We start from the raw sequence: 13,560 nt of genomic DNA on the forward strand, positions 1-13,560 counted from the left end.
CCGTTACGCGGACGGCGCGACGAGCCGGTAGCCGACGCCCCGCACGGTCTCGATGAGGGCGGGCAGCCGCAGCTTGGAGCGCAGGGATGCCACGTGCACCTCCAGGGTGCGTCCGGTCCCCTCCCAGCTGGTGCGCCAGACCTCGCTGATGATCTGCTCGCGGCGGAAGACCACGCCGGGCCGCTGCGCGAGGAGGGCCAGGAGGTCGAACTCCTTGCGGGTGAGCTGGACTTCGGTGCCGTCGACGCTGACGCGGCGGGTGGGCAGCTCGATCGCGACGGGCCCCAGGCGCAGGGCGGCGACCGGCGTCGGGGCGGTGTCCTCGCCGCTGGTGGTGCGCCGGGCGACCGCGTGGATACGGGCGAGCAGCTCGCCGGTGTCGTAGGGCTTGGTGACGTAGTCGTCGGCGCCGAGGTTGAGCCCGTGGATGCGGGAGCGGACGTCGGCCCGGGCGGTCACCATGATCACCGGGGTGGCGGTGCGCTTGCGGATCTTGCCGCACACCTCGTAGCCGTCCTGGTCGGGCAGGCCGAGGTCGAGGAGGATGACCCCGAAGGACTCCTTCTCCGCGGGCAGCAGCGCGCGCAGCGCCTCTTCGCCGTTGCGGGCGTGCGCGACCTGGAACCCGTGCCGGGCGAGCACGGCGGACAGGGCCGCCGCGACGTGGTCGTCGTCCTCGACGAGCAGCAGTCTCATGACCCTCCTCTCCGTCTCCCTGGCTCTTCGGGCCGTCCCCCTCGATCTTCGGGGTTTGGCCGAAACATTCCGTTCAGCGGCGCTTCACGTTCTTCTGCCGCACAGGGCATCCACTCCGATGACAGGTATGTCAGTCAAGAGGTTGCCGGTTACAGCAGGGTTTCCGTTATGCACCCGGTACGCCCCGGCGCTGCGCGTGGCGTCCCCTTCACGCGGAGTGTCCGGTTGCCGCCGGATCGTTATGCTCAATTTCCGCTCAGATGTAATGACGCTGGTCGCACCGCGTCATTAGTGTCCTTGGCACCCGAGGAGGACGGAGCAAGAAGCCGATGAGCGGAGTTTCAGTGACCAAGGCCGCCGAGAATGCCGCGCCTGCGGGCGACGACCTTGTCGTACTGAGCGACGTCAACAAGCACTTCGGCGCGCTGCATGTGCTCCAGGACATCGACCTGACCATCGCCCGTGGCGAGGTCGTGGTCGTCATCGGGCCCTCCGGGTCCGGGAAGTCCACGCTGTGCCGCACGATCAACCGCTTGGAGACGATCGATTCGGGTGCGATCTCGATCGACGGCAAGCCCCTGCCCCAGGAGGGCAAGGAGCTGGCGCGGCTGCGCGCCGACGTGGGCATGGTCTTCCAGTCGTTCAATCTCTTCGCACACAAGACGGTGCTGGAGAACGTCATGCTGGGCCAGACCAAGGTCCGCAAGACAGACAAGAAGGCCGCCGAGGAGAAGGCCCGGACCCTTCTCGACCGGGTCGGCGTCGGCGTGCAGGCCGACAAGTACCCGGCACAGCTCTCCGGTGGCCAGCAGCAACGTGTCGCGATCGCACGGGCGTTGGCGATGGACCCGAAGGTCATGCTCTTCGACGAGCCCACGTCGGCTCTCGACCCGGAGATGATCAACGAGGTCCTCGAAGTCATGCAGCAGCTGGCCCGGGACGGGATGACGATGATCGTCGTCACCCACGAGATGGGCTTCGCCCGCTCGGCCGCCAACCGCGTGGTGTTCATGGCGGACGGCAAGATCGTCGAAGAGGCCACGCCCGAGCAGTTCTTCAGCAACCCGCGCAGCGACCGGGCCAAGGACTTCCTGTCGAAGATCCTTCACCACTGACGTCCGACGACTGACGACAACGACCTACGGCATAAGGAAAACTCACATGAAGCTCCGCAAGTCGGCCGCCGTCGCGGCCATCGCCGTCCTCGCGCTGACCGCGACCGCGTGTGGTGGCAAGGAGGGTTCCGCCGGTGACAAACCGGGCGGAACCAAGCCCGGCGCCTCCGAGGCTCCCGCGCTGCCCACGTACGAGGTCGCCAAGGACGTCGCCCTGGACTCGCCGGTCTTCAAGAAGGCGAAGCAGCGCGGCAAGCTGATCATCGGTGCCAAGGCCGACCAGCCCTACCTCGGATTCGAGGACCAGTCGACCAAGGAGCGCTCCGGCTTCGACATCGAGATCGCCAAGATGATCGCGGCGGACCTCGGCTTCACGGACAAGCAGATCGAGTGGAAGACCGTCGACTCCGGCATCCGTGAGACGGCGATCTCCAAGGGCCAGGTCGACTACTTCGTCGGCACGTACACGATCAACGACGAGCGCAAGAAGCAGGTCGGCTTCGCCGGTCCGTACTACAAGGCCGGCGCCGACCTCCTGGTCCGCAAGGACGACGACTCCATCACCGGCAAGGATTCGGTGAAGGGCAAGAAGGTCTGCTCGATCGTCGGCTCCACGCCGCTCCAGGAGATCAAGAAGCCGGAGTACGGCGCGAACGTCGTCGAGCTGGCCAAGTACTCCGACTGCGTGCAGCAGGTGCTGACCAAGCAGGTCGACGCCCTGACCACGGACGACTCGATCCTCAAGGGCTACGCGGCCGCCAACCCCGGCAAGCTCAAGGTCGTCGGCAAGCCGTTCACCGACGAGCCCTACGGTGTCGGCCTGAACAAGGACGACAAGGTCCTGCGCGACGCGATCAACGACTCGCTGGACAAGCACGTCAAGGACGGCACGTACAAGAAGATCTACGAGGCCACGCTGGGCCTGTCCGGTTCGGCCTACACCGAGCCGCCGGCGCTCGAGCGCTACTGACACCGTCCGCCGTCCGACGGCTGACGCCCCGTCACTGACGCACCTCGTGTGACTCAGGCGTCCCGTACGCCGCCACCGCCCCTCAGGGGCACGGCAGGCGTACGGGGCGCCCCTTCCCCTGCCCTGATGCCGCTGACCGCCGACGCGGAGACCTCATGAACGTACTGCTCGACAATTTCCCAGAGTTCCGCGACGGCTTCATAGGAACCGTGTCGATCACCGCCGTCAGCTCGGTTATCGCCCTGGTCCTCGGTGTCGTCATCGCCGGGTTCCGGGTCTCGCCGGTGCCACCGCTGCGGTTCTTCGGCACCGCCTGGGTGACGCTGATGCGCAACACGCCGCTGACGCTGCTCTTCCTGATCTTCTTCTTCGTCGTCCCGGAGATCCTCTTCCCGGGGATGAGCCCCTTCGTCCTCGGCTCGCTGGCCCTCGGCTTCTACACCTCCTCGTTCGTCTGCGAAGCGGTCCGCTCCGGTATCAACACCGTGCCGCTGGGCCAGGCCGAGGCCGCGCGCTCGATCGGCATGACGTTCTCCCAGACCCTGAGCATCGTGGTGCTCCCGCAGGCGACGCGTACCGTCATCCCGCCGCTGAGCAGCATCTTCATCGCACTCACCAAGAACTCCGCGATCGCCGGAGCCTTCAGCGTCGCCGAGCTCTTCGGCTGGCAGAAGCTGATGAGCGACAAGGGTTACGACATCGTCCCCGTCTTCATCTGGGTGGCCCTCGGCTACCTGGTGGTCACGTTTACCATCAGCGGCCTCTTCCGGCTGCTGGAGCGTCGCATGGAGGTCGCCCGATGAGCGCCAGCGTTCTCTACGACGCCCCGGGGCCCAAGGCTCGCGTCCGCAACCGGATCTACGCCGTCGTCGGCACCCTCGCCATCGTGGGCCTGATCGCCGTCAGTCTGATACGCCTCGCCGACAAGGGCCATCTGGCCCCGGCGATGTGGGACATCTTCAACTACGCGGGCATCCGGCAGAACATCGCCGACGCCCTCGTCGCCACCCTCAAGGCCTTCGGCCTGGCGGCGGTCGGCTCGCTCGTCCTCGGTGTACTGCTCGCGGTGGGACGCCTCTCCGACCACAAGCCGGTCCGCTGGGCGGCGACCACCTTCATCGAGCTGTTCCGCTCGCTCCCGCTGCTGATCACGATCTACGCCATCTGGGTCGGCTTCCTCACCGACTACTCGATGTGGGCGCTGGCGGCCGGTCTGTCCGTCTACAACGGCTGCGTCCAGGCCGAGGTGCTGCGCGCCGGCGTCAACGCCGTCCCGCGCGGCCAGAGCGAGGCCGCGTACGCGCTCGGCATGCGCAAGACGCAGGTCATGGTCACCGTGCTGATGCCGCAGGCCGTCCGGTCGATGCTGCCGACGATCATCAGCCAGCTGGTGGTGACGCTCAAGGACACCTCGCTCGGCTTCATCATCCTGTACCCGGAGCTGCTCCAGACCGCGCGTCTGATCGCCTCCAACACGCTGGTGAACGGCCAGTACCCGTACGTCTCGACGATCGCCGTCATCGGCACGATCTACATCGTGCTCTGTCTGCTGCTCTCGTCGCTGGCGACCTGGATCGAGAAGCGCGGCCGCCGCGCGAAGACCGGCATCGCGGTGGCGCCGGCCGTCCAGGCCCCCGGAACCATCGACGCGACGGCCGGCACGTTCGGCCCGGATGCGGGGGGCGCAGGGGGCGCGGGCACCGGGTTCGACGGTGCCGGTGGGGCCGGAGTGACGAAGGACTGACCTCCACCGGTCTTTCCCGGCAGAAGCATTCGAGGCAGCGGCGCACGCGTCGCTGCCTCGGTCACTTGACGCAAGCACCCCCAGTGGGTTGCATACGTTCTGTGATCACGCACCCGGCTTCCACTGCCACGTTCCGCATGACCGTACGGGCCGGAGGACACGCGCCGTGGACCCGGTGATCGTCGTCGGCGCCGGACCGGTCGGTCTGACGCTGTCGCTGGCCCTCGCCGCCCAGGGCGTCCCGAGCGTGCTCCTGGACGAGGGACCGGGCACCGAGGAGGTCCGTCTCGCCCGCACGGTCGTGCTGCGTGAGGACACCGCCGACCTGGTCGAACGCCTCGGCGCCGCCCACCTGGAGAAGGACGGGCTGCGGTGGAGCGGGTGGCGCTCGATGCGCCGGAAGCAGCTGGTCCGCGATGTGCCGCTGGGCCCGGGGCACGACGGTCCCCATGACACGGGAACCTCCGGGGACGTCCGTGACTTCGGTGACGCCGGTGACTCTGACGCCCGGAGCGGGCCGTCCCTGCCGGCCCCTCTGCACATTCCGCAGCATGCGCTGGCCTCCGCCCTGCGCGCGGCGGTCGCGGCGGAGCCGCTGGTGAAGCTGGTACCGCAGAGCCGCGTCGACACCCTGGAGCAGGACCGGGACGGCGTCACGGTGCACACCAAGGGGCCCGGCACTACCTGGTGGCGCGGCAGCTATCTGGTCGGCTGCGACGGCGCCCGCTCGACGGTGCGCAAGCTCCTGGACATCAGGTTTCCCGGTCGTACGGCGGTGGAACGGCACGCCGTCGCCGCACTCCGGGCCGAACTGCCCTGGCCGGGCGAGGCCGTGCTGCACCGGCAGCCGCCGTGGCGCGGTGGGGGTGCCGAGGTCAGCGCGCGGCCGTTGCCGGACGGGGTCTGGCGGCTGGACTGGCTGCTCCCGCCGCGCGGCGAGCTGGTCACCCCGGAGGCCCTGATCGCCCGCATCCGGGAGACCCTGGCCGGCTGGTGCGGCAAGACCCCTCCGTACGAGCTGCTCGACACCGGCGTCCACACGCTCCACCACCGCCTCGCCCGGCGCTGGCGGGTGCGGCGGGCCTTCCTGGCGGGCGACGCGGCACATCTGCTGGGGGCGCTCGGCACCCAGGGCCTGGACGAGGGGATCCGGGACGCCGAGAACCTGGCCTGGAAGCTCGCCCACGCCTGGCACCACCGTGGCGGCGACCTGCTGCTCGACAGCTACCAGGCCGAGCGCCGGGCCGCGGTCGCCGCCCGGCTGCGCGCCGCCGACCAGTCCCTGCCGATACTGCGGGGCGGCGGCGGGCTGCGGACCCTCGTACCGGGCACGGTCCGCGGCCACGACACCCTGCTCGCCGACGGGCACCTGGGCCGTGGAGCCCTCGGTGCGCCCCCCTCGTACTCGCACTCCCCCCTTGCACCACCGCACGCGGAGGCGCACACCACGGTGGGTACGCCCCCCGGTGCGCCGGTCGCCGATGTAGGGGTGACGGCACCGGACGGGACGGCCGTACGGCTCCGGGAGCGGCTCGGGCAGGGGCATCCGCTGGTGATCCTGGTGGCGCCCGGGACCGGTGTGTGGGACCGGCGGCACTGGCTGACCGCCGGCATCATGCCGCGCCTGGTCGAGGCCGTGGAGGCGCTGCCGTCCCCGGCGGAACTGCTGGTCACGGAGAGCTATCCGCAGGCGTCGGCCCACACCGTGCTGCTGGTCCGGCCCGACGGCCACCTGGTGGCCGCCTTCGCCGGCGTCCGGCCCGCGGAGCTGCTGGCCGCGGCGCGGGCGGCGCTGGGCGGGACGCCGGGGGCCGGGGGCGGGGACGAGGACGGGGAAAGCGACGAGAACGGCGAGAGCGGCGGCGGCGAGCGGAGGGCGGCGCGCGCGCCGGGGCCTCGCGAGCGGGTTCACGCCGACCGGTCCGCCAGGATCAATTGACCGTCACGGGCGCACATGGTGTACTCCAGATCATGACCGACACCGATGTGCGCCTGTGGCGGAGGGTCCATATGGACCTCCTCCGTTACGCGGGCTGCGTGTGTCGCCCGTCCTGCTGAATCGCCTTCCTCTGCCGGTCCGTGCCGCTTTCCGCACGGCCGGCACCTCGCGCGAACTTCCAGGACGGTCCCTGTGTCTTCCCCCTCGCCCGCCGTGCCCACGGCTGCCTCCGTACCCTCTCCCGCCACCGCTCCTTCTCCTGTCGCGGCTGTGGCCTCCGCTCCCGCTGTCTCCGCGCGGGTCGGCTCGGCCCGTGCCGTCTCCGCCGGCCCGACGGTCGCCGAGCTGCTCGACTTCGTGCGCCGCGCCGCCGAGGACGAGGCGCTCATCGCCTCCCTCCCCCTCGACCCGGAGGGCCGCACCTGGGTCCGGCTCGACGGGCCCGGTGGCAGCGAGGCCTGGCTGATCGGCTGGCCGCCGGGGACCGGAACGGGCTGGCACGACCACGCCGACTCGGTCGGCGCCTTCACCACCGCGTCCGGCACCCTCAAGGAGCACTCGCTGGCCGTACGGCTGCCCACCGATGGCTGGAAGACCCTGGAGCTGAACGAAGGCGTGGACCGGTCACGGGAGCTGGCGGCCGGTCAGGGCCGGGCCTTCGGCCAGAACCACGTGCATGAGGTCCTCAACGAGTCCGACAGCGTGCATGCCGTCTCCGTCCACGCGTACTACCCGCCGCTGCCGCGGATCCGCCGGTTCAGCCGCATCGGGGCGGTGCTCCGGCTGGAGCAGACCGAGAGCCCGGAGGACTGGCAGTGAGCGGGGACGTGGCCGAGCGCGGAGACGGGGCCGAGCGCGTGGGCGGGACTGAGCTCCTGGGCGGGGCCGAGCCCGTGGGCGGGACTCAGCGCGTGGCCGCTTCGGAGCGGGTGGGCATAGACGAGCTGCTGGAGCGGGTCCGGGCCGGTTACGACCGGGTCGGCCCGCAGGAGGCGGCCGCGGCGGCGACGGACGGGGCGCTGCTGGTGGACATCCGGTACGCGGCCCTCCGGGACCGGGACGGGCTCATCCCCGGCGCGCTGGTCGTGGAGCGCAACGAGCTGGAGTGGCGGCTCGATCCGCAGGGCAGCCACCGCGCCGCCGAGGCGGTGAGCCACGACCTCCCGGTGGTCGTCATCTGCAACGAGGGGTACGCGTCGAGCCTCGCGGTGGCGTCGCTGCGGCAACTCGGGCTGCACCGGACCACCGATCTGATCGGCGGCTTCCAGGCGTGGCGCGCGGCAGGCCTCCCCGTCACTCCGGGCGCCGCCGACGGCTGATGCCGAGCTGGTGAGCCGGTGAGCCGGCGAGGGAGGGGGCGGCCACGGGCGTGACGTGGCCGCCCCCTCCCTCACTCGTGTCTGATCTCCGGGCGGGACACACCCGAACGCCACACTCCGGTGGAGCCATCACCGTGCGCGACCGACATTCGCTTCACACAGAGGCGAAATGTACGGAGATGACGCACTTATGGCGATCCTTGTTCTCACCCCCGACCAGCTGGACGCCCAGGCCTCCCAGCTGCACGACACACAGGCATGGCAGAGCATCGTCTCGGGGTGGGAGCTCACCGCCCCCGAACCCGGGCCGCCCCCGGCACCTGCACCTGCATCTGCACCCGCACCCGCACCCGCACCGGGCCGACAGCCTTCCGACTGGCGGAGCCTGCTCTCCGTCCCCGTGGACCGGCTCATCGACGACGCACTGCGGACACTGCCGGCGGCGCCCCCGCCCGAGCGCCCGCTCCCCGGCCGGCTGGGGGCGGTCCTGCCCGATCGTGTCCACGCCTGGCGACGGGTGGGCCAGGGGGATCTGCGGCCGTCCGTCCACCTCGGCTACGCACGGCAGATCCTGGTCGAGTGGGGCTGGCAGAACACCCCGTACCGGCTGCGCAACGCCCGTGGAGCCCGCTGTGTCTGTGGTGCGCTGCTCACCGCGCACCGGCTCGGCTACGGCTCCCCCACCACCGTGAACCGGGCCGGCGCCTGGCTGATCACCGAGCTCCGCTCCCAGGGGTGGCCCGGGCTGATCGGCCCGTGGAACCGCGCGCCGGGCCGCACCGCCGCGGACGCGCTGGCCCTCGTCGACGCGGCCGCCCGGCGGGCAGCCGCAGCCGGACACTGACCGCCTGACGGATCCTGCCCCCATCTCCGTGTACCTCGTCCCCCGTCCCCGGTCGCCTCGGAACGGCCACTCCTCTCAGGAAGTCCGCTCAGGGAGTCAGCCCCCCAAGGAAGCCCTCAGAAAGGCTCGTCCAGCCCCTCCGCGTCCTCGCCCTCCTCCTCCAGCGCCTGGCGCACCACCCGCAGGGCCATACCCTCCCCGTATCCCTTGCGGGCGAGCATGCCCGCGAGGCGGCGCAGCCGCTTGTCGCGGTCCAGGCCGCGGGTGGAGCGGAGCTTGCGGGCCACCAGCTCCCGGGCCGTCTCCTCCTCCTGGTCCGCGTCGAGCCGGCCGACCGCCTCGTCGATCACGGAGGAGTCGACGCCCTTCGTGCGCAGCTCGCGGACGAGGGCGCGGCGGGCGAGCCCCCGGCCGTGGTGCCGGGACTCCACCCATGCCCCGGCGAAGGCGGCGTCGTCGATCAGTCCGACGTCCTCGAAGCGCGCGAGGACTTCCTCGGCGGCCTCGTCCGGGATCTCCCGCTTGCGCAGGGCGTCCGCGAGCTGCTTGCGCGTCCTCGGCGTCCCGGTGAGCAGGCGCAGGCAGATGTTGCGCGCCTGCTCGACCGGGTCGCGCGGCTCCCCCTTGTCCCGCTGATCACGCGGCTCCCCCCGCTCGGCCCTCGACGAGGAGGGGGAGCCGCTGCTCCTGGTGCCGGAGCGGGCGCGCCGGCCCGCCCCTTCGCCGAACCCGGCGCCCGCGTCCGCTCCCCCGCGTGAGCGGCGCCCGGACCGGGCCCCGCGGCCGGTCCCCGGCTCGTAGGCGGACCCGTCCGTGGGTCCGCCGACGAATTCGGGGCCGTCTCCGGGCTCGGCGGGGCCTCCCGGCCACTCCGTACGACGTGTCACGGCCTAGCTCTTGGCCGCCGCGGTCTTGGCCGGCTTCGCCTTGGTGGCCGCGGCGGCGGTCACCGGCTTCGCCGCACCGTCGGCCGCCGCTCCCGCGGTCGCCGCTCCTTCCGCACCCGGCTCGGCGGACTCGGCCTCCGGCCGGACACCGACACCCAGCTTCTCCAGGATCTTCTTCTCGATCTCGTCGGCGAGGTCGGGGTTGTCCTTGAGGAAGTTGCGGGCGTTCTCCTTGCCCTGGCCGAGCTGGTCGCCCTCGTACGTGTACCAGGCGCCGGCCTTGCGGACGAAGCCGTGCTCCACGCCCATGTCGATCAGCCCGCCCTCACGGCTGATGCCCTGGCCGTAGAGGATGTCGAACTCGGCCTGCTTGAACGGCGGGGCCACCTTGTTCTTGACGACCTTGACGCGGGTCCGGTTGCCGACCGCGTCGGTGCCGTCCTTGAGCGTCTCGATCCGGCGGATGTCCAGGCGCACCGAGGCGTAGAACTTCAGCGCCCGGCCACCGGTCGTGGTCTCCGGCGAGCCGAACATCACACCGATCTTCTCGCGGAGCTGGTTGATGAAGATCGCCGTGGTCTTGGACTGGTTGAGCGCACTGGTGATCTTGCGGAGGGCCTGGCTCATCAGTCGGGCCTGGAGACCCACGTGCGAGTCACCCATCTCGCCCTCGATCTCCGCACGGGGCACCAGGGCCGCGACGGAGTCGATGACGATCAGGTCCAGGGCGCCGGAGCGGACCAGCATGTCGACGATCTCGAGCGCCTGCTCACCGTTGTCCGGCTGGGACAGGATGAGGTTCTCGATGTCGACGCCGAGCTTCTTGGCGTACTCCGGGTCCAGGGCGTGCTCGGCGTCGATGAACGCCACCGAACCGCCGAGCTTCTGCGCGTTGGCCACGGCGTGCAGCGTCAGCGTCGTCTTACCGGAGGACTCCGGCCCGTACACCTCCACCACACGGCCACGCGGCAGACCGCCGACGCCGAGCGCGACGTCGAGGGCGGTCGATCCCGTCGGGATGACCTCGACGGGCTCGTTGGGCCGCTCACCGAGGCGCATCACCGCGCCCTTGCCGAACTGTCGTTCAATCTGTGCGAGTGCGGCGTCCAGCGCCTTCTCGCGGTCGGTTCCTGCCATGGGTTCCACCCGATTTGCTTGAGTCGATCGCTTCACGTCAAAGACGCTAACCCCTGCCACTGACAATGGGCCTCGACGTCCTCCCGACCTGTGGACAACTCCACGGTCGGGCCCCGGAAAAACCCGGCCGAAATCCATGAGAATGGATGTTCGATTTTGGTGTCAAGCGCACCACGCGGGGCCCGGCAGGCCGGGATGCGGCTCGCCGTCGCCGGGCAGCGTCGGTGATCAGCCTCGGGCGGTGTCGGTGATCAGCCCTGGGCGGTGTCGGTAATCAGCCCCGAGCAGCACGGTAGTCAGCCCCGGGCGGTGTCGGTGATCGCCGCCGCCGGCAGCTCGGCCTCTGTCTCCTCGTAGGGGAGGTAGATGCCGAGCTCGTCCTCCAGGAACCGCAGGAACGCCACGTCGCCCACCCCGGTGTCAGGGGGGAGAAAGCCGAGCGCCGCCTCCGCCGGGACACCGTCCGTCAGGTCCGGCAGGCCCGGCTCGAACGACGTCACCGCCTTGCCGTGGAGGCCGTGGTCGACGCGGCTGAAGCCCTTCGCGTTGCGGTGCACGACGAACGCCCGGCCCCGCTCGGACAGCGCCGCGATGTAGGTGCCCGTATGGCAGCCGAACTCCTCCAGCGCGTACGCCCAGCCCGCCACCGAGCCCGCCCGCACGATGGTCTCCGGCGGAGCGGGCAGGAAGCCCGCACTCGTCAGCCGGGCCACCTCCGCCTCGTCCTCCCAGTCCAGGAAGCCGAGGTCGCTGAGGTGGCCGTCCTCGTCCCTGACCAGCAGTTCGTACGCCGCGGAGCGGGTCAGCGGGACGATGTGCCGTTCTTCGGCACCCACGCTGCGCAGCAGTTCCTCCGGTGAAAGTCCTTCGGCGAGCGTGAGGGTGAAGGTGATGTCGTAGGCGTCCGCTATCCAGCGCAGCCCGTTCTCCCCAGGTCCCCGGTTCATGAAGCCCCCCTTGCCCAGCGGTTCGCCACGGTGGCGCCCTCGCGAGCAGAACCTATCCCCACGCCGGGCCCGGACGGCCGGAACGGTTGGGTACACCTACGCATTGTTCGACCTGCCCCCAGGGATCGATTCTTCCTGAGGCGGCGGTGGCTCCGCCTCTCGTGCATCTGCCGGCCCCCCAAGTTCGGCATCCGCCGTACGAGGCCGACGTCCCCATCGTCCGGAGCCTCCGCCGTGTCCCTTCCTTCCGCCCGTACCCGGTGTTCGCCGTGCGCGGGCCCAGCCCGGACCGAGCCGGTCCGGGCCAACCCCTCAGGAGGAATCGCATGGTGTCTCAAGCTGTGGTGTGGCGTGTCGCCGCTGCCGCGTGTGCCGTCGGCGCATTGATAGCCGGCGCCGGAACGGCCGGGGCCGCACCCACGCCCCCGCCCTCCGAAGGCCGCATCCTGGGCGCCGACCGGGCCGGCGCGGTGAAGGGCTCGTACATCGTCACGTTCAAGGACTCGGTGGCGCGGACCGACGTCGACAGGACGGCGAAATTCCTCACCGGACGGCACGGCGGCACGATAGGCCACACCTACACCGCCGCCCTGCGCGGCTTCTCCGTGAAGGTGGACGAGGAGCAGGCCCGGAAGCTGGCCGCCGATCCCTCCGTCGCCCGGGTGGAGGCCGACGGAGTCGCGTACGCCCTGGGCACCCAGAACGACCCGACCTGGGGCCTGGACCGCATCGACCAGCGTGACCTGCCGGGCGACCGGAAGTTCACCTATCCGAACACCGCCTCCAACGTGACGGCCTATGTCCTCGACACCGGGATACGCACCTCGCACCAGGAGTTCGGCGGCCGGGCGGTCAGCGGCTACGACTTCATAGACAACGATTCCGTCGCCCAGGACTGCAACGGCCACGGCACGCATGTGGCGGGCACGGTCGGCGGCGCGACGTACGGTGTCGCCAAAGCGGTGAAGCTGGTGGGCGTACGGGTCCTGAACTGCCAGGGCTCCTCCGGCTCCACCTGGGCCCCGGTGCTGGCCGGCATCGACTGGGTGACGAAGAACGCGGTCAAGCCGGCCGTCGCCAACATGAGCATCGGCGGCGGGCGCACCTCCTCGGTCGACGACGCGCTGGCCGCGTCGATCGCCTCCGGCGTCAGCTACGTCGTCGCCGCGGGCAACGACGGGGCCAACGCCTGCAACACCTCCCCGGCCGCCGTGCCGAGCGCGGTGACCGTCGGCGCCACCGACAGCCGTGACGCCCGGTCGATCTGGCCGAGCGGCAAGTCCTCCAACCACGGCACCTGCCTGGACCTGTTCGGCCCCGGCTCCGACATCGTCTCGGCCTCCCACCTCAACGACACCGGCTCCCGCTCCGACGGCGGCACCTCCATGGCCTCCCCGCACGTGGCGGGCGCGGCGGCCCTCATCCTCTCCGCCAACCCGTCCTGGACGCCCAAGCAGGTCCACGACCGGCTGATCGCCGACGCCACCCCGAACAAGGTCACCGACGCGAAGACCGGTTCGCCCAACCGCCTGCTGTACGTCCCGAACGACGGCACCACGCCGCCGCCCACCGGCAAGACCTTCGAGAACACGACCGCCTACCCGATCCGCGACAACGCGACCGTCGAGTCCCCGGTCACCGTGAGCGGCATCACGGGCAACGCGCCCGCGGCGCTCTCCGTCACGGTCGACATCCGGCACACCTTCCGCGGTGACCTGCGGGTCGACCTCGTCGCCCCCGACGGCGGTGTCTTCCGGCTCAAGGACTACAACGCCAACGACAGCGCCGACGACGTACGCGGCACCTTCACCGTGAACGCCGCGTCCAAGCCCGCCAACGGGTCCTGGAAGCTGCGGGTGAGCGACAACTGGGTCAACGACACCGGCACGCTGAACTCCTGGTCGCTGAAGTTCTGACCGCCCCCCTCGGTAGCACCGGTGCCACCGGTGGCACCCCACCGAA

At 70.8% G+C, this 13,560-nt stretch carries 14 protein-coding genes; 10 read left to right on the forward strand and 4 right to left on the reverse strand.

Annotation, left to right across the window (positions count from 1 at the left end):
- Nucleotides 1-3: 3 nt before the first annotated feature.
- Entirely contained in the window at nucleotides 4-696 is a 693-nt protein-coding gene (locus tag R2B67_RS07455; RefSeq protein WP_317817028.1) for a response regulator transcription factor, read from the reverse strand.
- Between the two features lie 329 nt (nucleotides 697-1,025).
- On the opposite strand from R2B67_RS07455, the gene R2B67_RS07460 reads away from it, so the two are divergent.
- The 9 genes from R2B67_RS07460 (at nucleotide 1,026) to R2B67_RS07500 (ending at nucleotide 8,627) form a co-directional block, all read left to right on the forward strand.
- Complete coding sequence (locus R2B67_RS07460; protein WP_030571273.1) at nucleotides 1,026-1,811, forward strand: amino acid ABC transporter ATP-binding protein; 786 nt, start codon at nucleotides 1,026-1,028, stop codon at nucleotides 1,809-1,811.
- Nucleotides 1,812-1,857: 46 nt separating this feature from the next.
- Nucleotides 1,858-2,781 carry a glutamate ABC transporter substrate-binding protein gene (locus R2B67_RS07465; protein WP_018516332.1) on the forward strand — a complete coding sequence of 308 codons (924 nt, stop codon included), beginning with the start codon at nucleotides 1,858-1,860 and terminating at the stop codon, nucleotides 2,779-2,781.
- 155 nt (nucleotides 2,782-2,936) lie between these two features.
- Complete coding sequence (locus tag R2B67_RS07470; protein ID WP_317817031.1) at nucleotides 2,937-3,584, forward strand: amino acid ABC transporter permease; 648 nt, start codon at nucleotides 2,937-2,939, stop codon at nucleotides 3,582-3,584.
- Entirely contained in the window at nucleotides 3,581-4,525 is a 945-nt protein-coding gene (locus R2B67_RS07475; protein ID WP_018516334.1) for an amino acid ABC transporter permease, read from the forward strand. The genes R2B67_RS07470 and R2B67_RS07475 overlap by 4 nt, the downstream gene beginning before the upstream one ends.
- Nucleotides 4,526-4,691: 166 nt before the next feature.
- Nucleotides 4,692-6,464 carry an FAD-dependent monooxygenase gene (locus tag R2B67_RS07480; RefSeq protein WP_317817033.1) on the forward strand — a complete coding sequence of 591 codons (1,773 nt, stop codon included), beginning with the start codon at nucleotides 4,692-4,694 and terminating at the stop codon, nucleotides 6,462-6,464.
- Nucleotides 6,465-6,496: 32 nt separating this feature from the next.
- Complete coding sequence (locus R2B67_RS07485) at nucleotides 6,497-6,583, forward strand: putative leader peptide (protein ID WP_311307652.1); 87 nt, start codon at nucleotides 6,497-6,499, stop codon at nucleotides 6,581-6,583.
- A 73-nt stretch (nucleotides 6,584-6,656) separates the two neighbouring features.
- Nucleotides 6,657-7,283: a cupin domain-containing protein gene (locus R2B67_RS07490; protein WP_317817035.1), complete on the forward strand. Its 627-nt coding sequence runs from the start codon at nucleotides 6,657-6,659 to the stop codon at nucleotides 7,281-7,283.
- Between the two features lie 56 nt (nucleotides 7,284-7,339).
- Entirely contained in the window at nucleotides 7,340-7,783 is a 444-nt protein-coding gene (locus tag R2B67_RS07495; RefSeq protein ID WP_317824794.1) for a rhodanese-like domain-containing protein, read from the forward strand.
- A gap of 190 nt (nucleotides 7,784-7,973) precedes the next feature.
- Nucleotides 7,974-8,627 (forward strand): DUF6197 family protein, encoded by a 654-nt coding sequence (locus R2B67_RS07500; RefSeq protein ID WP_317817037.1) that lies wholly within the window; start codon nucleotides 7,974-7,976, stop codon nucleotides 8,625-8,627.
- A 116-nt stretch (nucleotides 8,628-8,743) separates the two neighbouring features.
- Here R2B67_RS07500 and recX read toward each other — a convergent pair whose 3' ends face one another.
- From recX to R2B67_RS07515, 3 genes are all read right to left on the reverse strand, one after another.
- Nucleotides 8,744-9,514, reverse strand: coding sequence for a recombination regulator RecX (gene recX / locus R2B67_RS07505; RefSeq protein ID WP_317817039.1), 771 nt, complete (start codon nucleotides 9,512-9,514; stop codon nucleotides 8,744-8,746).
- Nucleotides 9,515-9,517: 3 nt separating this feature from the next.
- A complete protein-coding gene (recA, locus tag R2B67_RS07510; RefSeq protein ID WP_237328250.1) occupies nucleotides 9,518-10,651 on the reverse strand; it encodes a recombinase RecA in 1,134 nt (377 codons plus the stop codon).
- 296 nt (nucleotides 10,652-10,947) lie between these two features.
- Entirely contained in the window at nucleotides 10,948-11,598 is a 651-nt protein-coding gene (locus R2B67_RS07515; RefSeq protein ID WP_317817041.1) for a DUF6461 domain-containing protein, read from the reverse strand.
- A 326-nt stretch (nucleotides 11,599-11,924) separates the two neighbouring features.
- Here R2B67_RS07515 and R2B67_RS07520 point away from each other — a divergent pair, with 326 nt between their 5' ends.
- Nucleotides 11,925-13,514, forward strand: coding sequence for a S8 family peptidase (locus R2B67_RS07520; protein WP_317817043.1), 1,590 nt, complete (start codon nucleotides 11,925-11,927; stop codon nucleotides 13,512-13,514).
- The last annotated feature ends 46 nt before the right edge of the window (nucleotides 13,515-13,560 follow it).

The sequence above is a fragment of the Streptomyces cyaneofuscatus genome (genome assembly GCF_033109485.1).
In the GTDB taxonomy this organism is placed as follows: Bacteria; Actinomycetota; Actinomycetes; order Streptomycetales; family Streptomycetaceae; genus Streptomyces; species Streptomyces cyaneofuscatus.